Source organism: Limnobacter sp. (assembly GCF_043511195.1).
GTDB lineage: Bacteria > Pseudomonadota > Gammaproteobacteria > Burkholderiales > Burkholderiaceae_B > Limnobacter.
Map to the genome: position 1 here is coordinate 1529202 of NZ_CP121330.1, position 21761 is coordinate 1550962.

At 51.6% G+C, this 21761-nt stretch carries 26 protein-coding genes; 14 read left to right on the forward strand and 12 right to left on the reverse strand.

Annotation, left to right across the window (positions count from 1 at the left end; translation table 11 throughout):
- Nucleotides 1-78: 78 nt before the first annotated feature.
- The 4 genes from P0D43_RS07310 to queG all read right to left on the reverse strand — a co-directional run bounded on the left by P0D43_RS07310 (nt 79) and on the right by queG (nt 2634).
- Nucleotides 79-336 (reverse strand): hypothetical protein, encoded by a 258-nt coding sequence (locus P0D43_RS07310; RefSeq protein WP_159568315.1) that lies wholly within the window; start codon nt 334-336, stop codon nt 79-81.
- The gene (locus P0D43_RS07315; protein WP_394673632.1) at nt 333-875 is read right to left on the reverse strand and encodes a hypothetical protein; all 543 of its coding nucleotides are present in this window, start codon (nt 873-875) and stop codon (nt 333-335) included. Before P0D43_RS07315 ends, P0D43_RS07310 begins: the two co-directional genes overlap by 4 nt.
- 6 nt (nt 876-881) lie before the next feature.
- A complete protein-coding gene (locus tag P0D43_RS07320; RefSeq protein WP_159569567.1) occupies nt 882-1367 on the reverse strand; it encodes a PAAR domain-containing protein in 486 nt (161 codons plus the stop codon).
- A gap of 127 nt (nt 1368-1494) precedes the next feature.
- Complete coding sequence (gene queG, locus P0D43_RS07325; protein WP_394673633.1) at nt 1495-2634, reverse strand: tRNA epoxyqueuosine(34) reductase QueG; 1140 nt, start codon at nt 2632-2634, stop codon at nt 1495-1497.
- Here queG and tsaE point away from each other — a divergent pair.
- Genes tsaE through miaA form a run of 4 tightly spaced genes read left to right on the forward strand, consistent with a single transcriptional unit; the run spans nt 2633 to nt 7305 of the window.
- The gene (tsaE, locus tag P0D43_RS07330; protein ID WP_341236254.1) at nt 2633-3118 is read left to right on the forward strand and encodes a tRNA (adenosine(37)-N6)-threonylcarbamoyltransferase complex ATPase subunit type 1 TsaE; all 486 of its coding nucleotides are present in this window, start codon (nt 2633-2635) and stop codon (nt 3116-3118) included. The genes queG and tsaE overlap by 2 nt on opposite strands.
- Before the next feature lie 45 nt (nt 3119-3163).
- Nucleotides 3164-4468: an N-acetylmuramoyl-L-alanine amidase gene (locus P0D43_RS07335; RefSeq protein WP_394673634.1), complete on the forward strand. Its 1305-nt coding sequence runs from the start codon at nt 3164-3166 to the stop codon at nt 4466-4468.
- Nucleotides 4469-4498: 30 nt separating this feature from the next.
- Nucleotides 4499-6340: a DNA mismatch repair endonuclease MutL gene (gene mutL / locus P0D43_RS07340; RefSeq protein WP_394673635.1), complete on the forward strand. Its 1842-nt coding sequence runs from the start codon at nt 4499-4501 to the stop codon at nt 6338-6340.
- 8 nt (nt 6341-6348) lie between these two features.
- Entirely contained in the window at nt 6349-7305 is a 957-nt protein-coding gene (gene miaA / locus P0D43_RS07345) for a tRNA (adenosine(37)-N6)-dimethylallyltransferase MiaA (protein WP_159568320.1), read from the forward strand.
- A gap of 23 nt (nt 7306-7328) precedes the next feature.
- On the opposite strand, the gene P0D43_RS07350 is transcribed toward miaA, so the two are convergent.
- The 7 genes from P0D43_RS07350 to rplM all read right to left on the reverse strand — a co-directional run bounded on the left by P0D43_RS07350 (nt 7329) and on the right by rplM (nt 11828).
- Nucleotides 7329-8219, reverse strand: coding sequence for an AEC family transporter (locus P0D43_RS07350; RefSeq protein ID WP_394673713.1), 891 nt, complete (start codon nt 8217-8219; stop codon nt 7329-7331).
- 96 nt (nt 8220-8315) lie between these two features.
- On the reverse strand, nt 8316-8672 hold the full coding sequence (gene erpA, locus P0D43_RS07355; protein ID WP_159568322.1) for an iron-sulfur cluster insertion protein ErpA: 357 nt from the start codon (nt 8670-8672) through the stop codon (nt 8316-8318).
- Between the two features lie 21 nt (nt 8673-8693).
- Nucleotides 8694-9095 carry a polymer-forming cytoskeletal protein gene (locus P0D43_RS07360; protein ID WP_341236249.1) on the reverse strand — a complete coding sequence of 134 codons (402 nt, stop codon included), beginning with the start codon at nt 9093-9095 and terminating at the stop codon, nt 8694-8696.
- 12 nt (nt 9096-9107) lie between these two features.
- On the reverse strand, nt 9108-9824 hold the full coding sequence (locus tag P0D43_RS07365) for a DUF6776 family protein (RefSeq protein ID WP_341236248.1): 717 nt from the start codon (nt 9822-9824) through the stop codon (nt 9108-9110).
- Between the two features lie 18 nt (nt 9825-9842).
- Nucleotides 9843-10886 carry an N-acetyl-gamma-glutamyl-phosphate reductase gene (argC, locus tag P0D43_RS07370; protein WP_394673636.1) on the reverse strand — a complete coding sequence of 348 codons (1044 nt, stop codon included), beginning with the start codon at nt 10884-10886 and terminating at the stop codon, nt 9843-9845.
- 112 nt (nt 10887-10998) lie between these two features.
- Nucleotides 10999-11391, reverse strand: a complete 393-nt coding sequence (rpsI, locus tag P0D43_RS07375; RefSeq protein ID WP_159568326.1) for a 30S ribosomal protein S9 — start codon at nt 11389-11391, stop codon at nt 10999-11001.
- A gap of 8 nt (nt 11392-11399) precedes the next feature.
- Nucleotides 11400-11828, reverse strand: coding sequence for a 50S ribosomal protein L13 (rplM, locus tag P0D43_RS07380; RefSeq protein WP_008251461.1), 429 nt, complete (start codon nt 11826-11828; stop codon nt 11400-11402).
- 536 nt (nt 11829-12364) lie between these two features.
- Here rplM and P0D43_RS07385 point away from each other — a divergent pair.
- Nucleotides 12365-12787: an OsmC family protein gene (locus tag P0D43_RS07385; RefSeq protein ID WP_105027035.1), complete on the forward strand. Its 423-nt coding sequence runs from the start codon at nt 12365-12367 to the stop codon at nt 12785-12787.
- Here the strand turns inward: P0D43_RS07385 and coq7 are convergent.
- Nucleotides 12784-13470: a 2-polyprenyl-3-methyl-6-methoxy-1,4-benzoquinone monooxygenase gene (gene coq7 / locus P0D43_RS07390; RefSeq protein ID WP_394673637.1), complete on the reverse strand. Its 687-nt coding sequence runs from the start codon at nt 13468-13470 to the stop codon at nt 12784-12786. The two genes, P0D43_RS07385 and coq7, sit on opposite strands and share 4 nt — an antisense overlap.
- A 137-nt stretch (nt 13471-13607) precedes the next feature.
- Between coq7 and miaB the strand changes: the two genes are divergently transcribed.
- The 9 genes from miaB (at nt 13608) to P0D43_RS07435 (ending at nt 21748) form a co-directional block, all read left to right on the forward strand.
- Nucleotides 13608-14975, forward strand: a complete 1368-nt coding sequence (gene miaB / locus P0D43_RS07395; RefSeq protein ID WP_394673638.1) for a tRNA (N6-isopentenyl adenosine(37)-C2)-methylthiotransferase MiaB — start codon at nt 13608-13610, stop codon at nt 14973-14975.
- Nucleotides 14976-15037: 62 nt separating this feature from the next.
- Nucleotides 15038-15952 (forward strand): HlyC/CorC family transporter, encoded by a 915-nt coding sequence (locus P0D43_RS07400; protein ID WP_159568329.1) that lies wholly within the window; start codon nt 15038-15040, stop codon nt 15950-15952.
- Nucleotides 15952-17490 carry an apolipoprotein N-acyltransferase gene (lnt, locus tag P0D43_RS07405; protein WP_394673639.1) on the forward strand — a complete coding sequence of 513 codons (1539 nt, stop codon included), beginning with the start codon at nt 15952-15954 and terminating at the stop codon, nt 17488-17490. The genes P0D43_RS07400 and lnt overlap by 1 nt, the downstream gene beginning before the upstream one ends.
- Nucleotides 17491-17515: 25 nt before the next feature.
- Nucleotides 17516-18640 (forward strand): bifunctional 3,4-dihydroxy-2-butanone-4-phosphate synthase/GTP cyclohydrolase II, encoded by a 1125-nt coding sequence (gene ribBA / locus P0D43_RS07410; protein WP_394673640.1) that lies wholly within the window; start codon nt 17516-17518, stop codon nt 18638-18640.
- Nucleotides 18637-19143, forward strand: coding sequence for a 6,7-dimethyl-8-ribityllumazine synthase (gene ribH, locus P0D43_RS07415; protein ID WP_341236242.1), 507 nt, complete (start codon nt 18637-18639; stop codon nt 19141-19143). Before ribBA ends, ribH begins: the two co-directional genes overlap by 4 nt.
- The gene (nusB, locus tag P0D43_RS07420) at nt 19136-19624 is read left to right on the forward strand and encodes a transcription antitermination factor NusB (RefSeq protein WP_159568333.1); all 489 of its coding nucleotides are present in this window, start codon (nt 19136-19138) and stop codon (nt 19622-19624) included. Before ribH ends, nusB begins: the two co-directional genes overlap by 8 nt.
- Nucleotides 19625-19639: 15 nt before the next feature.
- Complete coding sequence (thiL, locus tag P0D43_RS07425; protein WP_394673641.1) at nt 19640-20716, forward strand: thiamine-phosphate kinase; 1077 nt, start codon at nt 19640-19642, stop codon at nt 20714-20716.
- 35 nt (nt 20717-20751) lie between these two features.
- A complete protein-coding gene (locus tag P0D43_RS07430; protein ID WP_159569569.1) occupies nt 20752-21219 on the forward strand; it encodes a phosphatidylglycerophosphatase A in 468 nt (155 codons plus the stop codon).
- A 31-nt stretch (nt 21220-21250) separates the two neighbouring features.
- Nucleotides 21251-21748, forward strand: coding sequence for a CinA family protein (locus P0D43_RS07435; RefSeq protein ID WP_159568335.1), 498 nt, complete (start codon nt 21251-21253; stop codon nt 21746-21748).
- The last annotated feature ends 13 nt before the right edge of the window (nt 21749-21761 follow it).

A 21761-nucleotide genomic window follows, 5' to 3' on the forward strand; every position in this document is an offset into this window, starting at 1 on the left:
TTCAGCCTCGAAGCATGCTTAAAGCGGTACGGATAAACAACCCAGCCCTCGCCCTTTTCGCAATTGTGCTTTGGTTTTTTATTCCTGTGTGAGTTCAAGGAATTCGTCATTTATCAACCAACCCTGCTTGCCGTCGCAGTTTACTTCAACATAACGATCTGTTTTGCCGTAAGAAAATCCTCCCTTTCTACAAATATCTCCTGTCTTCACGGTGAAATATTCGTTCCCGTTTACATGGTAAAAAACCTGTAATTCCTGGGTGGCTCTCCAATTTCCATTGGGTACATCAGAACTGCACCCCACTGTGATCAAAGCCAATATTGCAACTAATTTCATTTGCTTTTCGGGTAGGTTATGTTCGTCGACAGTCTTTTTGAGCGCCCAAGTGCAATAGCCATGTCAGTTGGCGTAATCAAAGGTGACCATCGGGGATCATGAGCCTGAATGCCAATGCCACCTAGCAATTCTGCTGCATTTGAAGAACAACTATCGCTTCCCAAATCATAAGGCGTGTTCGCCGATATTCGAGATTTAATTAAACTGAGTAATTTGCTTTTCTCCGTACTCGATATTCTAAGAACAAAACCAACAGAGTCGCGATTCATTTTTACTTGCTGTCTAACCAAATAATTTGACTTTGAATCAACATCCCATCCTTTTGGTGCTCGACCGTACACCACATTGTCGATAATTATCGCAACATGTCCAAATTGTGATCCCGAACTGATCAATCGTGAGTCACTTATGATTACCTCGAGGGTAGTGGAATCGGTATAAATCGACTTGACTTTCTTGTCGGTGTGTTCAGTGGTTTTAACGCTTGAAATTTTCCGAAGTTTTTCACCATTCGGGGCGGTAATTGTTTCTTCTGACATTGAGCATCAGCCTGCAATAAAGAAATTCAAATCTTTAATTTCGTCTTGTGTGTCGAAGAACTCCGTTTCCCCTGACTCGCTTGTTGTGAAAAAGCTTGTTGAACCATTCGGAAACTTCACACCATAGTAGGTGTTGGGCATCGGAACGCCTTCTGAGTCACGCAAAATATATCTGTCGTTGAAGTGCAAATCATCAGGTCCAAAGTTGTAATCTAGGGGCCTTGCCGCGGCAATCAATGTTGCGCCGCATGCAACTTTGTCTCCGTGTGTGGCCACAGCCATGTAGTTATCCGTAAACAATCCAGAGCCTTCGACAATTGGAAACAAGTGAGGTTTACATTTTGGGCATGTGACCATGTCGCCAACCCTGGCGATTGGGATTTTTCCGGGCCCCCAAGTGGTAGTGGGGCTACCTGAAATTACTTTGCCGCCATGGCTGGTGGCGTCGCCGACAACCACTTGGGCTTTGCCATTGATGATAGGTCTCGTCACTTTGCGCTCAATTGCATTTGTAAACAGCAATTATCATCGCCTGATTCAAAGGCAAAAATCAATGTCGTACCTTGCCTTGTGTCACTCTCTCCAAGCACTGATTGGCTACGATCGGCTGCTGTTCATATCAGTCACAGTTTTTGCCTTGTTTGTTCACTTGAGTAATGGAGTTGAGTCCATCTTTTTGCAAATTTTCAACTGCCCAATCAATGTGCTCGCGCAAAAATGCGTTGGCACTTTCCCGCATCGCTAGAAGCGCATCTTTAATACCCGCCACCCCCACGCTATTTCCCGCGGCCACGGCCAAATTCCTCCTGAACCGTTTGTAACCGATTCGCCGAATGGCGCTGCCCTCGGTTCGCTTTAAAAACTCGGCTTCGGTCCACCGCATCATTTCAAACCAGTCAGGCTGATCGAATTCCTCTCGCGGATTGAAGTCGGCGTACTCTGCCGGTTTGGCAAATTTATTCCACGGGCAGGCCAGTTGGCAGTCGTCACAACCGTATATTCGGGTACCAACAAGCGGGCGTAGTTCAAGGGGTATTTCGCTGTCGTGTTCAATGGTCAGGTAAGAAATGCATAGCCGGGCATCAACCTGATAGGGTTTCACGATCGCGTTGGTGGGGCAGGCTGTCATGCAGCTGTTGCAGGTGCCGCAGTGGTTTTTTCCAAATTCGCCGCTTAGGGGCAGGGGCATGTTGGTGAACACCTCGCCCAGAAAAAATAGCGAGCCTTCATCTGGGTGAATCAACAAGGTGTGTTTGCCGCGCCAGCCCAAGCCTGCTTTGCGCGCAATTTCTACTTCGGCTGTGGGGGCACTGTCCACAGCCACACGAAATCCGAAGCCTTGTACTTCCGCATTCACTGCGTCGGCGAATCGTTTTAATTGTTGGCGAATTACTTTGTGGTAATCCCGTCCCCGGGCATACAAACTGACATAGGGCTTGTCCCGTGCTTCAATCTCACTCAGGGTTTTTTCGCTGAATGTCGCCGCATCGGGTTGGTTCAGCGTTGTTTCAGGTACGTAGGGCACGCGCAGTGATACGATTCGAATCGCACCGGGAAACAGGGTGTCTGCATTCAGGCGATTCAGTCCGTGGCGCTCCATGTAGGCCATTTCGCCATGCATGCCTTCGTTAAGCCAGGCTTGCAAATGTGGTTCACAGGCCTGCAAATTGGTGTCGCTTACACCCATGCAGCCCAAGCCCTGCTTTTTGGCCACACGCTGTAACAATGCCCAGTTCTCTTGTTCTTGATGAGCCTGCATGAAAACTTTTACCCGCTATTTACCCGACGACGCCGCAACCCACAGTGTAGGGGAAAAGCTGGCCAAACTTGCACAAGCACCGCTTCGCGTCTATCTTTCCGGCCCGTTGGGCGCAGGTAAAACCGCTTTGGTGCGGGCTTTTTTGCGGGCTTTGGGTGTGCAAGGTGCGGTCAAAAGCCCAAGCTATGCGTTGGTAGAACCTTACAATTTCTCGAATTATTCTGTGTATCACTTTGATTTTTATCGATTCTTCGATCAGAATGAATGGGAAGAATCTGGATTTAGAGATTATTTTGAGGAAAACGCCATTTGTTTGGTCGAATGGCCAGAGAAAGCAGGTGGTCTACTTCCCCAAGCCGATCTTGAAATTCAATTGAGTTATCACCAGCAAGCGAGCCCGGAAACAACGGGACGACGCATCGAGGTGAAGGCCCTGTCGATCAATGGGCAGCATTTGGTAGAAAAACTGAACGAACAACAATAGCCTATGAATTCGCGTCGCGACTTGTTGAAAACTGTTGGAGCAGGAATGCTCCTGAAACTGATTCCTGTGGGCGCATTGGCTGCCGACCAGGTGAAGTTTGTCGATGTGCGCCTGTGGCCCGCCGATGAATACACACGGGTCACGCTCGAGCATGCCGGCGCCATCAAGTACAAACATTTCCTGATTGAAAACCCCTGGCGCATGGTAATCGACCTGCTCGACATGCGGCTGGACAGCACACTGAAAGATCTGACAAGTCGCCTTCATCCGGATGACCCTTATGTTCAGCAAATTCGTGTTGGACAATACGATGCGAACACTGTCCGACTGGTATTTGATCTGAAAGCGGAAGTCAAACCCGAGATTTTCACCATTGATCCGATTGCAGAGTACAAAAATCGGTTTGTGGTCGATTTTTACCCGAAAAATCCAGCTGACCCTTTGCTGGCTTTGCTTCAGAAGTCTGACGACCCCGCCATGCGGGAAGATGAGATTTCTCGTGCCTTGCGTTTGGCTGAATCGGAAACAAACGGCAAGTTAAAGCTAGATGGTGCGTTGCCTGACAAAAACTCCAGCAAAACAGAAGTTGCCAAGGCTCAGCCCAATGCGCCAGTTGAGCAAAAAACCGTACCCGAATTGAAGCGCATGGTGACGGTTGCAATTGATCCCGGGCATGGTGGTGAAGACCCTGGCGCAGTTGGAAAAGGCGGCACCTACGAAAAAAATGTGGTGTTGGCGATCAGTAAAAAGCTGAAAGCAGAAATTGACAAAATGCCTGGCATGCGTGCCATGCTGACTCGCAACGGTGACTTTTTTGTGCCCTTGAACACACGCGTGCAAAAGGCCCGAAGCGTAAATGCGGACCTGTTTGTATCGGTGCATGCCGATGCTTTCATTCGTCCCACTGCGGGCGGCTCATCGGTCTACGTCCTGTCCGAGCGGGGCGCCTCAAGTACAGCCGCCAAATGGATTGCCAACAAGGAAAATGCCTCTGATTTGATTGGTGGCGTGAACATCAAAGGCACCGATGCGCAATTGGCAAGGGTTTTGCTCGATTTGTCCACCACGGCCCAAATCAATGACAGCCTGAAGTTGGGCGACGCAGTACTGGGTAACCTGGGTAAGGTCAATCGCTTGCACAAGCCCCGTGTTGAGCAAGCTGGTTTCGCAGTGCTGAAAGCGCCTGATATTCCTTCCATCCTGATTGAAACAGCATTCATCAGCAATCCGGAAGAGGAAAAAAAGTTGGCCAATTCGGCGCATCAGCAAGAATTGGCGGAGGCAATCGCCAAGGGCATTGCCAATTACTTTGCCAAGAACCCTCCGGTAGCGCGCACTCCACTCACTTAAACCCGGCTTGCTGGCACTTATAATGGGCGCATGAACCATCGCCCCATATCCCTGTTGCCCGATGTATTGATCAGCCAAATTGCCGCTGGCGAAGTGGTTGATCGCCCTGCGTCGGTGGTCAAAGAGCTTCTTGAAAATGCATTGGACGCCGGTGCATCTGAAATTACCATTCGCATCGATGGCGGTGGTATTCAAAGAATTTGTATTCAAGACAACGGCAAAGGCATCCCGCAAGACGAATTGGAGTTGGCGGTTACACGCCATGCAACTTCAAAAATCCAATCGCTCAATGAACTTGAAAGCGTGATGAGCCTGGGCTTTCGCGGAGAAGCTTTGGCCTCAATTGCCTCTGTGAGTCAGTTCACTTTAAGCAGTTATCCAAAGCATCAAGACAGCGCCTATAGCATCAGCAATCAATCCGGGCAGTGGTTGCTTGAGCCCTCTGCCGCCAGTCCCGGGACCACGGTTGATGTGCAATCGCTGTATTTCAGTACGCCAGCCCGTCGTAAATTCCTGAAAACGGAGCAAACCGAGTTTTTTCATTGCCTGGACGTTGTCAAACGCATGGCACTCGCCAATCCAGCAGTCACTTGGCTGGTGTATCGGGATGGCAAACTTCAAAGCCGCTTTCAGGAAAGCAGCTGGAGCGCGCGGGTCTTCAGTATTCTGGAAGCCATGGCCAACGGCGCTTCAAAACCAATCGATGTGCACACTGCCGACATGCAACTACATGGTGCAGTGGGTTTGCCCGACGCGGCCCGTGGCAAGGGCGACATGCAGTTTTTCTATGTGAATGGCCGTTTTGTGAAAGACAAGTTGATCAACCATGCGGTGAGATCAGCTTACGAAGACGTGTTGCATGGGGACAAGTTTCCATCGTTCGTACTCTTTTTAAACCTTCCCGCCAATGAAGTGGATGTGAATGTACACCCTGCAAAAACCGAGGTGCGTTTTAGAAATGCCCGGGCGGTACACCAATGGGTACGTCATTCGATTCAGGCCTGCCTCGCACCGTCCAGGGCAGTAGTGCCACTTAGCGATTCGCCTGCCTGTGCCGATCAGGTCCCTGCGTCGACCCCAGTCAGCAGCAATGCGTGGCGTTCGTCCACGGGCTCAGCCCCCGTGGTGCAGGTTCAGGCCAAAAGCGCAGCGCTCCCTTTCTTGCGCGAGGAGCTGGCTGACTACATTCAGGCGTATCGTCCACTTGAACCGGCACCCCGGCCTGTACAGATCACCGCACAACCCAAAGAGTCACAGGCAGAGCCACCTCGCGCCGCTGAAGATGCGGAATATTTGGGGCAGGCGATTGCACAGGTGCATGGCATTTATATTCTTGCTTTGCGAACGGATGGCATGGTGGTGGTTGACATGCACGCAGCCCACGAGCGGGTGTTGTATGAGCAGTTCAAGAATGCGCTCGACAATCAACAAACCATTTCATCTCAAGAGTTACTGGTACCTTTATTGGTTCAAATTGATCCACGCCTGGCCAGCGAGGTCGACAATGGGCAACACCTATGGGAAAAGCTCGGGTTCAGGTTGAGCCTGATTTCAACGCAAGAACTTGCCGTGCGTGCCGTACCCTCCATGTTGGCGGGCCAGGATTTGTCAGCGTTGCTGCAACAGTGGCTTGAGGACCTGCAGCTGTATGGCGTAGCTCATGTGCTTGAACGCCAGCGCAACGAATGGTTGGCGGGGCTCGCCTGCCACACAGCCGTGCGTGCCAATCGCAAGCTCACCATACCCGAGATGAATGCGCTCTTGCGTTCCATGGAACGAACCGAGCGCTCGGACCAATGCAATCATGGCAGACCCACTTGGCGCCACTTCAGTTTGTCTGAAATGGACAAATGGTTTTTGCGCGGTCAGTGAGCAGCACCATGACTCCCGCAAGCACAGCTTCCATTCCCGCTTTGGCTGTACTCGGGCCAACCGCATCGGGAAAATCGGCGTTGGGCCTTTGGATGGCCGATCAAGGTTTTCCGATCGAAATTATCAGTCTCGATTCTGCGTTGGTGTTTCGCGACATGAATATAGGCACTGCCAAGCCGACGCCCCAGGAATTGGCCTTGGTGCCCCACCATTTAATCGACATCATCACGCCCAGCGACACCTTTAGTGCGGCCGAATTCGTCATTCAATGCCATGCACTGATCGCCGACATACGCGCTCGGGGCAAAGTACCCGTTATTTTGGGCGGAACCATGATGTATTACAAAACACTGGTCAGTGGCATGGACGATCTTCCTGTCGCCAATGCGGACATTCGGCAGGCCATTGAGCAACAGGCCCTGCAAGAAGGCTGGCCTGCCATTCACGCCCGCCTTGCTGAGGTAGATCCCGCCACGGCCCAACGTTTGAAGCCCAATGACTCTCAGCGATTGCAACGTGCGCTCGAGGTCTTTCAAATTACAGGTCAACCTCTGTCAAGTTTTCATCAGCGAGACCAACAGGCTGATTTACGCATTCCCACGCTGGCGATTGAGCCCTCTGACCGGGCTGTGTTGCACAAGCGCATTGAATCGCGTTTTCTCACCATGCTGGATCAGGGGCTTGTTGAAGAGCTCATTGAGCTTCGGCACAATTATGTGTTGGACGAAAGCATGCCTTCCATGCGCTGCGTGGGGTACCGGCAGGTGTGGGAACACTTGCACGGCCACTGTACCCGGCAAGACATGATAGACCGCGGAATTGCAGCCACCCGACAATTGGCCAAGCGGCAAATCACCTGGCTGCGTTCAACAGCCAACAAAGAGGTGGTAGATCCATTACAAGCTGATTGGCTTGAGTCAGTTAAACCCTGGATACACAGGCAGATCGAGGCATTGTTGCCCTGAAAGATCGCGTGTGCTTGGTCTGATTACAGCGGAAAACGCTGCGCAAGGGCAAATACTAACGGTAGGGTCATTGCAGCCCCCACGGTCGACATGGAAATAAGGCAGGCCACCAACGGTGCATTTCCGCCCATTCTTGCTGCCAGAATATAGGCACTGGATGCCGATGGAATGGCGGAAAACACCAGCAGCACAACAGCCTGTTCTTCTGGCAAATTCATGAAGTGTGCGTACAACATGGCAAGCAGCGGCGAGACCATCAGTTTGATGAATAGCCACCAAATAGACACGGCCCAATTTCCCTTCAAACCGGAAAACACCAACCCCGATCCCACTGCCAGCAAACCCAGTGACACGGCGGCTTGTGCAAGCCGTTCCAGTGTCAGCATCATGGGTTCTGGCACCTGAACACCCAGCAGTTTGGCGGCAATGCCCAGGCTGGTGCCAATAATGAGTGGGTTCTTCAAGATTTCAAGGAAGGCGGTAAATCGCCCACCCTTGCTCATGGTGCCAACAGCCAGCACATTGCACAGTGGCACACCAAGGGCCAGCAAAATGGCGATATTCGCGACAGCTGATTGCCCGCCCAGGCGACTTGCCAGGGCCAAGCCGATGTAAGAATTAAACCGGTAAGCGGTTTGCAGGCCCGACGCAAAATCCACCCGTCCCATTTTGCTGACCAGCAGACCCAGCCACCCAAGCAAAAATGAAGCGAAAATAACTGCGGGGCCGCCCAATGCAAATGAGCCCACGGTGCTCACGTTGAAATTGCTCGATACCACCGAGAAAAACAGCAAACAAGGAAACAGCACGAAATACACCAGTTTTTCAATGGTGACCCAAGCTGCAGGTGCCATCCAGAAGCGACGTAGCAAGTAGCCCAGCGCGATAATGGCGAAATCAGGAAAAAGAAGCACTGGAGACAATGGAATGTATCTGTTTTACCAATAAAAAACCCACCCTAGGGTGGGTTTTTCGATCAGGTCTGGGGTGAATGCCAGCCCGCTTCCGGTTTACACCGAGAAAGAGGATCCGCAGCCACAGGTTGTTGTGGCATTTGGGTTCTTAATCACGAATTGTGCGCCGTTGATGTCTTCTTTGTAGTCAATTTCCGCACCAGTCAAATACTGGTAGCTCATTGAATCGATCAGAAGAGTCACTCCGCCTTTGTCCAAAGCGGTGTCGTCTTCGTTCACGTCTTCATCAAAGGTAAAACCGTATTGGAAACCAGAGCATCCACCACCCTGCACGAATACGCGCAACTTCAAGTTGGGGTTGCCTTCTTCATTGATCAGATCGCGCACTTTGGCTGCTGCTGAATCGGTGAAGACCAATACGCTGGGTTGTTCTGTCGTAGTTACTTCCATCATGTCCTGCCTATGTGCTGGATTTTACTTGCTTGATGCCAATGCCAGCTTGCTTGGCACCACTGCTTCATTTTCGTGATGCAAGGTGCCATCAACAACAGCACCTGGATGCATCTCTAATGCCCTATATCTTACGTCACCTGAGACATTTGCGGAAGGGTGAAGTTCCAGAAGCTGATTGGCTTCTATCGGGCCCTCGATCAGACCGCTGACCACCACATGGCCCACGCGCACGCTACCACGCACTTTGCCGGTCTCGGAAATGACCAAAAGTGATTGTGAGCTTTCATCGGCCACCACGTTGCCATCTACCTCGCCGTCAATGCGCAGGCCGCCTTTGAAGTGCAAATCCCCTTTGAGCACCATGTCGGCACCAACCAAACTTTGAATGGGCAGCAGTCGCTTTGTATTTTTCTTCGAAAACATGTGTAAACCCCTTCACAGTTTGATAGTTGATTGGGCGCGAATGGCACCCGCATCCAGAATTCTCATTTCTACGCTTTGCAGCTTGCTGTCTTCCGGAAGGGAAAACATGCCCGATACCCTTGAAAAACGGGTCAGTGTGATTTTGAACTGGGGATCTTCTGAAGACGCTGCGTTCGGTAAAACTATGACACTGGATCCGTCTTTGTTCAACACTTTAATCAAGACCTGCACATTCAGGGTAATCTCCGGGCGCTGGCTACCCTGAATCACGAGTGCCTTGTAGCGGTATTGACCAGGAACCGTGTCCTTGTTCACTTGCAAACGCTTTAATGAAATAGCTCCCTGGAGGCTGCCCGGAATAAAACCTTCAAAAAACGCCAAGTCCTCTTTTAATTTCGCATTTTCTGATTCCAGGTTGCTGATCAGCAAATTCAACTTGCTGCGCGCCTCCTTGTCCAGTTTCACCAGCTCATTGGTACGTGAAATATCTTCCTGCATCTCGATGGTTTTGGTTTGAAGCTCAGCAAGTTGAGCATTCAACACTTCGATTTCCTGCGTAGAAAACAAGCCCTGTATAACGTTGCCTTTGGGGCCCCAGAGCGCATAGGCTGCGCATGCGCCCAAAATGACAAGGCCCAGCAGCAGGCCATAAGCGAATGCAAACCTGGAGGATCGTTTAACTCCCGGAAGCAGTGTTCGACGTGAATGATGTGTTTTTTTTGGGTTCAAACTACGAAATCCTGGTTATTAAGGCGACAGCGGCAGCTGTTCCAGGCCCATGTGTTCGGGCAGGTCAAACATCGCATTCATGGCCTGAACGGCCTGGCCTGCTGCACCTTTCACCAAGTTGTCGATCACTGAAACAATGACCAGGGTGTCGCGGCCTTGCGGGCGATGCAAGGCAATGCGCACAAAGTTTGAGCCGCGCACTGACTTGGTTTCTGGGAGGGAGCCTTTTGGCATCACATCCACAAAGTACTCTTTGGCATAGTGCTGCTCGTAAAGTGCCTGAATGTCGGTGTTTTTGCCCTGTTCGTTCAGTTTCACGTACGTGGTTGCCAAAATACCGCGCACCATGGGCACCAAGTGGGGGGTGAAAGTAATCTGGGTTTTTCGGCCCGAGATCAATTCCAGGCCTTGTCCAATTTCTGGCAAGTGGCGGTGGCCGCTTACTCCGTAGGCTTTAAAACTTTCAGCAGCCTCCGAGAACAAAGAGCCTACCGTGGCTTTGCGCCCAGCACCGGAAACGCCCGATTTGCAATCGGCCACAATGCTGCTTTCGTCGATCAATGGCGTATCCGCAACAAGGAGTGGCTTCAAGGCCAATTGCACGGCAGTGGGGTAGCAACCTGCCAGACCCACCAGTTTGGCTTTCTTGAGTTCAGTGCGGGCCGACTCCACCAGGCCATAACAGGCTTGGCTGAGTAGTTCGGGTTCAGAGTGTGGCATGCCGTACCACTTTTCAAATTCAGCGGTATTTTTCAGGCGAAAATCTGCGCCCAGGTCGATGACACGAATGCCAGCGTTCACCAGTTCAGCGGACTGGGCCATGGCCACGCCATGGGGGGTGGCGAAAAACACCACGTCACAATCTTTCAGTGATTCAAACTTAGGCTCTGTAAAAGCAATGTTCACGCGCTTGCGCAGGGCAGGGAACATGTCGGCCACAGGTTGGCCCACTTCGCCGCGCGATGTGATTGCTTTCAGTTCGGCCTGCGGATGCAGAGCCAACAGGCGAAGAAGTTCAGAGCCTGTGTAACCGGTTCCGCCGACAATGCCTACCTTGATCATGACTAATCCTTGTGCTGAAAAGAAAAAAAGCCGCACATTTGTGCGGCTTTCGATTGTAACCCAGCTGGGAGGGCTGCTGGGTGTAAGCGTACTTTGATTATTAACGCTTGTTTTATCGCTTGGAGAACTGTTTGCGACGACGAGCGCCACGCAGACCCACTTTCTTACGTTCAACTTCACGTGCATCGCGAGTCACCAGGCCTGCTTTGGACAGGGTTGGCTTCAGTTCTGCGTCGAAGTCGATCAAAGCGCGAGTCAGGCCGTGACGAACTGCACCAGCTTGGCCAGTTTCGCCGCCGCCGCGCACGTTAACTTTGATGTCGAAAGTTTCAACGTTCTCGGTCAATACCAAAGGTTGACGTGCAACCATTTGGCCTGTTTCGCGAGAAAAGTATTCAGTCAAAGGCTTGCCGTTCACGATGAACTGGCCAGTACCTTTTTTGATAAAAACACGGGCCACTGAGCTTTTGCGGCGACCGGTTCCGTAATTGTATTCACCAATCATGGTTCACCTCAGATTTCAAGTGGCTTGGGTTGTTGTGCGGAATGCGGGTGCTCTGCTTCAGCGTAGATCTTCAACTTCTTGATCATCGCATAGCCCAGAGGACCTTTTGGCAACATGCCTTTCACTGCTTTCTCCAGCGCGCGGCCGGGGAAGCGTTCTTGCATCTTGTCAAAGTTTGTTTCGTAAATACCGCCTGGGTAACCAGAGTGACGGAAATACTTTTTGTTCAGGCCTTTGGTGCCTGTAACACGCAATTTACCGGCGTTTACAACAACAATGAAGTCGCCTGTGTCGATGTGCGGTGTGAACTCAGGTTTGTGTTTACCACGGAGGCGGCGTGCAACTTCACTGGCTACACGTCCCAACACCTTGTCGGTGCCGTCGATCACAAACCACTCTTGTTTAACCTCACCGGGTTTCGCTGAGTAGGTTTTCATGATTTTTCCTTAAAGATAAAAAAAGTGCTTTTTACCTGTCTCCCTACTTGTACATGCAGCCCACAATTAATATGCAGGTCGGCAGCCGAAGGGCTCTCCCAACAGGTAACCCGCGATTTTAGCAAAGTTTTTTGCTTTCGGTTAAACTTTTTTGAGTGTTGGATAAAAAAAACCCAAGCACTGTGAAGTGCTTGGGTTTAATCCACCAAAGGAGGAGGGTGGAGGAGACAACTTTGCACTGTGAAAGAAACTCTGCGATTGATGTGTCGTGGTTCATTCAAGTGACTACAATTTGAATTCTAGAGACATTTCTGTTGCGGCGCAAGAGTCTGTTTTTGTTGTCCGAAAAAAGCAACTTATTCCACAATTTAAAAGTGGTTTAAAAAATACCAACAAAAACAATAACTTGTATTTAAAACTAGTGACTGAATAGTTATTTGTTAATTCAATCTAATAAAATAGAGCAGTTTTTCAACTTCTCTTCACCAAATATTGTGCAATGCATAATGAGTGATTAATCATAAATAAGGAGCTTTATGGAAGCCGAAGTTAGCTGGTCCGGGTTGCCCGGCATGTCATTTGTGGCCACAACCGGCAGTGGTCATATGTTGTGTATGGACGGAGCGCCAGATGGCGGGGGCAATAACCTGGCTCCACGTCCCATGGAAGTGGTGTTGGCGGGCACTGGTGCATGTACGGCTTACGACGTGGTGTTGATACTTCGCAAAAGCGGACAAGACATTCGCGACTGCAAGGTGAAAATGAGTGCAGAGCGCGCTGAAGAAGCCCCCAAGGTGTTTACCCGGATCAATTTTCACTTTCAAGTGATCGGCAGGGGGTTAAAGCCCAATCTGGTTGATCGGGCCATCAAGTTGTCGCACGAGAAGTATTGTTCAGCCTCTGCCATGCTGGGCAAAACGGCTGAACTGGTGTTCACGCACGAAATTATTGAAGATTAAATTTTCCGCGCAAGTGTGGTCATGACCTTTGACATGGCGGTCATGGCCAGTTTTACAGGCATGGGCAAATTGTTGGCGCCCTGGTCAATGGCAGTTTGCCCGTGCTCAATTTCATCCTGGCGCATTTGTTCCAGAATTGCCCGTGATTGCTGATCGCCTGCAGGCAACCTGCCCAAGTGGTCATTCAGGTGTTTTTCAACCTGTTTCTCGGTTTCAGCCATGAAACCCAAGCTCACCTTGTCGCCCAAGGTGCCCGCTACAAACCCCAAGGCAAACGCGCCGCCGTACCAGAATGGGTTCAACAGACTGGGGCGCGCGCCCAATTGGTCAAGCCTTTCCTGCGTCCAGGCCAAGTGGTCTGCTTCTTCTTTGGCCGCGTGATCGAACAGGGCTTTCTTTTCAGGATCTTTGCTGGCCAAGGCTTGCGCCTGGTAAAGCGCTTGCGCGCAAATTTCGCCAACATGGTTGACGCGCATCAAACCAATGACTTGTTCTTTTTCTGCGTCGCTTAATTGCTCGGCACGCAGATTTTGCCCGGCGGGGTTTGGGCGCTGTGCCACGGGCGTGGCTGCGAGTGTTTTCAGGGCTTTGTCGACTTCATTGAGCACTGCATCCACAGAGGGGAGTTTCGGAAGTGCAGGCAAACCCGGAAAACCGGGAAAGCGTGGGGGTTGATTTGGCATTACTACGCACCAATCCTGTGTTTTTTCAACGAAGTCTTCATTTTAGCAAGGGATACACGTAAAATCCGCGGCAACGCGCAACGATTTACAACGTCCCCGTGTTGGCTCCTGTTTCTGTTCTGAAGCAGGTCTGCTTCATGGTGGCATATTTTAGGCAAACCATGACTTCCAAGAAAAAACTCTTCATCAAAACCTTTGGCTGCCAGATGAACGAGTATGACTCCGACAAAATGGCCGATGTGCTGGGCGTCTCTGATGGGTTGGAGCGGACCAATACCCCCGATGATGCGGACATTATTTTGTTCAATACCTGTTCGGTACGTGAAAAAGCGCAGGAAAAAGTATTCAGCGATCTTGGTCGAGTCAAGCACCTGAAAAAATCCAATCCCAACCTCATTATTGGGGTGGGTGGCTGTGTGGCCAGTCAGGAAGGCAGGGCGATCGTTGAGCGCGCACCTTATGTGGATGTGGTATTTGGTCCCCAAACCCTGCATCGCTTGCCGCAACTGATCAAGCAGCGTAGGGACACTCACAGGCCCCAGGTTGATATTTCCTTTCCTGAAATCGAAAAATTCGACAACCTGCCCTTGGCCAAAAACACCGGTGCCACAGCCTTTGTTTCCATTATGGAAGGTTGCATCAAGTACTGTAGCTTCTGCGTGGTGCCTTACACACGCGGCGAAGAAATTTCCCGCCCTTTCGACGATGTGCTCATGGAAATTGCTGACTTGGCAGATCAAGGTGTGCGAGAGATCAATTTGTTGGGGCAAAACGTGAATGCCTACCGCGGCAAAATGGGTGAAACTGCCGAAATTGCCGACTTTGCCCTGCTGTTGGAATATGTGTCTGAGGTGCCAGGCATTGAGCGTATTCGTTTTACCACCTCGCATCCCAAAGAGTTTGGTCCGCGCTTAATCGAATCATATGCCAAGCTTCCCAAGCTGGTGGATCACCTTCATTTGCCGGTTCAGGCGGGTTCCGACCGCATTTTGGCTGCCATGAAGCGCGGTTACACCGCACTCGAGTACAAGTCAATTATTCGCAAGCTGCGTGAAATTCGCCCCAATATCTCCATGTCTTCCGATTTCATCGTAGGCTTTCCCGGCGAAACTGAAGCTGACTTCGAGAAAACCATGGATTTGATCAACTCTGTGGGTTTCGATACCTCTTTTTCCTTTGTTTACAGCCCTCGGCCGGGCACGCCTGCCGCTGATCTGGAAGACGGTGTCGACCAGATCACCAAGCTCAAGCGTTTGGCCCGGCTACAGAAAACAATTCAAGACCACGCCACCAGCATCAGCAAGTCCATGCTGGGCACGCGCCAGAAGGTGTTGGTGGAGGGACCTTCCAAAAAAGACCCTGCTGAATTGGCTGGCCGTACCGAGAACAACCGGGTGGTCAACTTTGCCGGTAATCCCCGCATGGTGGGGCAAATCGTTGAGTTGGACATTGTGGAGGCCTATCCCAACTCCTTGCGTGGACTGGTGCCAATCACGGCTGCCTGATATCCGTCATTTTTTTCGGTTATCCTTGAGCCGTTATTGTTTGCAGAGGTTTATCCTCCCCCATGTCAGAATCGAGTCCGTTGCAGGTCCCCAGTAAAAAAGAGCGGGGCCTGCTAGAACGTTTGTCTTCACTGCTACTTCGAGAGCCAGAGGACAGAGAGCAGTTGCTGGAAGTCCTTCAGCAGGCTCATGAAAGAAACCTGCTGGACGCCGATGCGCTTTCAATGATTGAAGGCGTCATGCAGGTTAGCGACCTTTCCGCAGGCGACATCATGGTGCCCCGCGCTCAAATGGACGCCATCAATGCCGAAGATTCCATCGATCAAATCGTCGCTTTTGCGGTAGAAAAGGCTCACTCGCGTTTTCCGGTCTATGAAGGCGAGCGCGACAATGTGATTGGTGTGTTGTTGGCCAAAGATCTTCTGCGCATTCATGCTGATTCTGAGGTCAATTTGCGCGACATGCTGCGCCCGGCGGTGTTCATTCCCGAAAGCAAGCGCTTGAATGTGCTGCTTCATGATTTCCGCCTGAATCGAAATCACATTGCCTTGGTGGTCGATGAATACGGTGGGGTGGCCGGCTTGCTGACCATCGAAGACGTGCTTGAGCAAATTGTGGGTGACATTGAAGACGAATACGATTTCGATGAAGAAGCCGACAATATTGTGAGCTTGGGCGGCGATCAGCTTGGTGTGTATCGCGTCAAAGCCCTGACCACGATTGAGCAGTTCAACGAAACATTTGGAACGACCTTTTCAAACGAACATGCGGATACATTGGGCGGACTGTTGACCGACCACTTGGCGCGTTTGCCAGTGCGTGGCGACGTGGTTGAGTCGCCACCTTTCCGCTTCGAGGTGTTGCGTGCAGATGCAAGGCAGGTGCATTTGCTTCGAGTTCAAAAAATAGAACCTGCTCCAGACTCCCTTGATTCCAACCCATCCGCTGAAAATTCCGACTCCGACAGGCCCACTTGATGTACTCCTTTTTTGCAGGCGCACTTTTGGGAGCGCCTTGGGCGTTGTCGTTTGCCCCGATTTCATTGTGGTGGCTAGGGCTGCTGTTGCTTGCGGTGTTGCCATTTGTTGCACTTAAAACACGTCGACCCTGGCTAACAGGTTTGGCATTTGGCTGGTCGGCTTATGGGGTTGGTGTTTCCTGGTTGCATATCAGTCTGCATACTTATGGTGGCTTGCCATCGTTGCTGGCCTGGGCGGCTATCGCAGCTTTTACCCTGTATTTGGCACTTTTTCCTGCCTTGGCGCTGTGGTTCTACAACCGATTTATGTCCACCAATGCAGCATCCCCAACCGGGGAAGTTTTTAATGCGTTGTTGTGGGCTGCGTTGTGGACCTTCTTTGAGTGGGCCCGGGGTACCTTCATGACTGGTTTTGCCTGGTTGGGTTTGGGCGATGCCTTGGTCGATTCTCCATTTACCAATTTGTTACCGTGGCTCGGCAGCTACGGCAGCTTGTTTGTTCTCATGCTGATTGGGTATTTGCTTGTGTCATTTGTGCTTACGCGCCGCAGTGGTTTGGCCTTGGCCGCGTCCTCTGTGCTGGTCGCTGTGCTGGTATTGGTGCAGTTACCGGTGAAAACCCAAAGTGCAGGCCCGTTGACGGTGGTGGGGGTGCAAACCAATGTGGATCAAAGTATCAAGTTTGATCCCGAATTGATTGTGTCGAACATGCAAAAAACCTTTGCCCTTGGCGACACGGCCAAGCATGAGTTGGCCCAGCAAGGCGGTGGATTGCTTGTGTTTCCGGAAACAGTCAATCCTTTGGTGTGGACCGACACCCCCGAGGAATGGCGAACTACATTTCGTGACTTTGCCACTCCGGGGGAAACAGCCGTGGTTATGGGGTCTGCAATTCAAGAGGGTTCACGGTATTTCAATTCAATTGTTATGTTTCAAGGCGATGAGGCGCTGAATGACCTGGAGGTGCCCAAAACACGGCACGACAAACGGCATTTGGTGCCTTTTGGTGAATTCATTCCATTGGGTTTCAAGTGGTTTGTTGCCATGTTGAACATGCCCATGGGCGAGTTCACTTCAGGCTCGGGCCCACTGAAGCCCTTTTTGGTCGATGGCAATGCCTTGGCATCTACCGTGTGTTACGAAGACATTTTCAGTGGAGAGTTTGCGGGTTTGGTCGCCAATTCCACGCAAGAGCCAACGCTGTTTGTGAATTTAAGTAACCTGGCCTGGTTTGGTCAATCCTGGGCACTTGATCAGCACGCGCAAATGGGTCGAACCCGGTCTGCCGAGCACCGTAAGCCTGGATTAAGGGTGACCAACACGGGGATGTCTGGCTTTGTGAACGAGCATGGGCAGTGGGCTTTGCGGGTCGGTCCCGGAAAGGCACTGGTGTGGTCGGGGCAAATCGAGGGTCGATTGGGGCAAACCTTCTTTGCGAAGTGGGGCAATCGCCTGTGGTTTTCGATTTGGGGAGTAGTCCTTCTACTGCTGTGCGTGCGTGAATGGCGCTTGAAGGCTTACAATAGAGCCCATTAAATCAATCTCAAGAACTTACACTGCCATGTCAATTAGTCCAATCAACGAAATTGTTGAAGAAATGCGTGCGGGCCGCATGGTCATTCTCGTCGATGAAGAAGACCGTGAAAACGAGGGCGACCTTGTGTTGGCCGCCGATTTTGTTACGCCAGAAGCAATCAATTTTATGGCCAAATATGGCCGGGGCCTGATTTGCCTGACATTGACCGAAGCCCGTTGCCGCGAATTGGGTCTGCGCCCGATGGTGGCTGCCAACGGTTCTTCGCATGGCACCAACTTTACCGTGTCCATCGAAGCTGCTGAGGGTGTGTCCACTGGCATTTCAGCGGCTGACCGTTCCCACACCATTCGTGTGGCAGTCAACAAAAACGCAAAGCCCGAAGACTTGGTTCAGCCTGGCCACATTTTTCCGCTGACTGCCGTAAACGGTGGTGTTCTTATGCGAGCCGGCCACACAGAAGCAGGCTGCGATTTGTCTGCAATGGCTGGTTTAAGTCCAGCTTCCGTGATCTGCGCGATCATGAAAGACGATGGCACCATGGCCCGTTTGCCCGATCTGGTCGAGTTTGCCAAAGAACATAACTTGAAGATCGGTACCATTGCCGACCTTATTCAGTACCGCAGCACCAAAGAATCCCTGATCGAGCGCATGCACGAACGTGTCATTGACACCGTGCAGGGCCAGTTTAATTGCATTTCTTTCCGTGACAAGCCAACGGGCAGCGCACATTTTGCGCTTGTGTATGGCCAGTTGAACCCGGATACAGAAGCCTTGGTGCGTGTGCACGAACCCACCTCGCTGATCGACTTTCTGGAAGTGAACTTGTCGGAGCACTCATTCTCGATTCCCGCAGCCATGAAGAAAGTGGTGGAAGAAGGGGCAGGCGTCATTGTGCTGCTGAACTGCGATGTCTCCTCTGACCGCTTGTTGGGGCAGTTTGCTTCGCTCGACGACATTGAGCAGCGTGGCACAACCGCACGCAAGGGCGCTGGCTCGAACCCGGACCTGCGAACCTACGGTATCGGCGCACAAATTTTGCGCGATTTGGGTGTGAACAAAATGAAATTGCTGTCCCGGCCACGGAAAATGCCAAGCATGACCGGGTTTGATTTGGAAGTGTCAGGTTATGTCAACGGAGAAACGAAATGAGCAACAGTCCAGGAAGTGTGCCTGCTAATTTGAACGGCGATGGCATTCGTGTGGGTGTGGTTCAGGCCCGCTTCAACGAAGAAATCACCAATGGCCTTTGGGCTGCCTGTTGCAGCGAGTTGCTGCGTTTGGGTGTGTTGAACGAGGATATTTTGCACATTACCGTGCCAGGTGCCATGGAAATTCCAATTGCCTTGCAGCGACTGGCTTTTTCAGGTGAATTCGATGCCCTGATCGCTTTGGGCGCCGTGATCAAGGGTGATACCTATCATTTCGAGATTGTTTGCGGCGAGAGCGCGCGCGGCGTTTCAAGCGTGGCTTTGGCGCACGACGTGCCTGTGGTCAACATGGTTCTGACCACCTACACCGAAGAACAGGCCATTGAGCGCATTGAAGACAAAGGTGTCGATGCAGCGCGTTGTGCCGTGGAAATGGGCAATTTAATGATGACGCTGGACGACAACCTGCCCAGTGCTGATGACGAGGAAGAAGACGATGAGTGAAGCCAGCAGGCCTGAATCAGGCAAGAGGCAAGGGCACACACGCAACGCTCGACGTCGATCCCGCGAATTGGCCTTGCAGGGTTTGTATCAGTGGTTTTTGAATCCCACCGAGGTTGGTGAAGTGGATGCGCACATTCGCAACGCCCCCGGTTTCGACAAGGCTGACCGTGAACACTATGAATCGCTTTTGCATGGTTCTGTTCATCACCTTGAAGACTTGATGCATCAAATCCAGCCATTCATCGACCGACCTTGGGGTGAACTCAGCCCGGTTGAAAAGGCTGTTTTGGTACTTGCCAGCCATGAGATGAATACCCATGCTGAAATTCCCTATCGGGTTGTAATCAATGAGGCTGTCGAACTCACCAAAACCTTTGGGGGTACCGACGCTTTCAAGTTCGTCAATGGCGTGCTCGACAAAGTAGCCGCTCAGGCGCGTGATTCCGAAATCAAGGCCCAGGCGAATAGTCAGTCCAGCTAATACTCAAGAGGCGTTTTGGAATTCGACCTTATTCATCGCCATTTCAAAACGCCTTTTGGCCCGTTGGCGCGGGCCAATGCTGACACAGTCTTGCTTGGTATTGGCGATGACTGTGCCGCACTTCAAATTTCTCCGGGTCAGAATCTATTCACCTCCACCGACACCTTGGTTGAAGGTGTGCATTTCTTTTCCGACGATGCGCCGCGCACAACAGGCTGGAAAGCACTGGCTGGTAATCTGTCGGACTTGGCTGCCAGTGGGGCCACGCCATTGGGATTCACTCTGAATTTAAGTTTGCCCGAGGTCGATGAAACATGGCTTGCCGGTTTTTCGGCAGGTTTGCTCGAGGTGGCCACCCGATTTAACTGCCCACTTGTGGGTGGTGACACCACGTCTGCCGGGTTGAATACTTTGAAAACCGTGTCGATCACCGTGTTTGGGCAAGCGGCCGCATCTCACCGCGGGTTCAACCGGGGGCATGCAAAAGCGGATGAGGGAATCTGGGTTAGCGGCACCCCCGGGCTGGCTCGGCTCGGGCTTTTACTTGAATACCAAAAGCGTGGCCGTTTGGCGGAATGTTGCCGGGGTGCCGAGTTGCAAATGGTCCAGGCCTTGTTGGCCGTATTGCCCGAACATCTGGTTCGGCAGGCTGTGAGCCGGCTTGAAATGCCAGTGCCGCGAATTGAACTTGGGTTGATGCTTCACGGCCTGGCCAGTGCCTGTCTGGACCTTTCCGATGGTCTAAGTGGCGATCTGGCTCATGTTTTAAAAGCCAGTGAAGTTGCAGCCGTACTTTCTCAGACAAGCCTGGAGTCCATTTGGCGGCATCTTTGGCCCGAAATTGATCAACACGCTGATGTTGCCGGGTTGTTGAAAACGCTGATTGCACAAACCTTGAAAGGCGGTGACGATTTCGAATTGTGCTGGACAGCCCACCCGCGACATCGCGATGCAATACAATCCTTGGGCGCGGGTCTTCATTGTGTGGGCATTATTGAGCAGGGAAGCGGACTGTGGCTTCGAACCCCGGGAGAAGAGCGCAAGCGTATTTCTGGAACTTCTTACAATCATTTTGCCGAGAGCAAGAATTGACCTCAAACCACAGTCGCAGACCGAATTGGCGTTTTATGTTGGCCCACCCGGCTCACTTGTTGGCCTTGGGTTTTGGCAGTGGTTTGGCGTGGTTTTTGCCGGGAACATTCGGCACATTGATGGGTTGGTTGTTATACCTGTGGCTTGATCCCTACCTGGCTGGTAGCCAGTGGGTTTGGGCAATAGCTGGTGCCTTCTTGGCGGGCGTGTGGGCTTGCCAGGTTACGGGCAAAGCTTTGGGAGTTATTGATCACGGCGGCATTGTATGGGATGAAATCGTGGCAATCTGGCTGGTGTTGTTTGTGGCCTCCAACCACTTTTCCGGTCCAGCTGCCCAACTGGCCTGCGTGGCGCTTTTCCGGTTTTATGACATGGTGAAACCGCCCCCCATCCGTTGGTTCGACCGACATTGGAAAAACGGTTTTGGTGTTATGTTCGACGACATCGTGGCGGCCTTTATGACGCTGCTTACACTGGCGGTTTATTTGTATTTTTTGAAGTGAACCGATTTTCCAACCTATTACGGGGAGCCTCTTGAGCAATCCAGACCAAGCACTTTTGCTGCAAATTGCGGACACATTCAATGCATCGGCTGGCAAACTCGGCGTGGTCGAGTCTTGCACGGGTGGTGGGCTTGGCGCGGCATTGACCAGTATTTCGGGTTCAAGTGACTGGTTTGAGGGTGGGCTGATTACCTATTCAAACAAAGTCAAAATGAAGTCAGTGTATGTTCGTGAGTCCACGTTGGAGCAACACGGGGCAGTCAGTGAAGAGTGCGTCAAAGAAATGGCCAATGGGGGCATGATCGCATTGGGTGTGGATTGTTGCCTGTCTGTGTCTGGCATTGCCGGGCCAGGGGGTGGTTCAGCCAACAAGCCCGTGGGCACAGTGTGGTTTGGCTTGGCGGTGCGGCACAGGTCAATTGAAGCTTTTCACCATGTTTTTGAAGGAGATCGTGACTCCGTTCGCCAGCAGGCAGTACAGGCCGGGTTAACTATACTTTCAAAAGTATCACTCAAAAAGGCTGTATAGATTTACAGTAAAA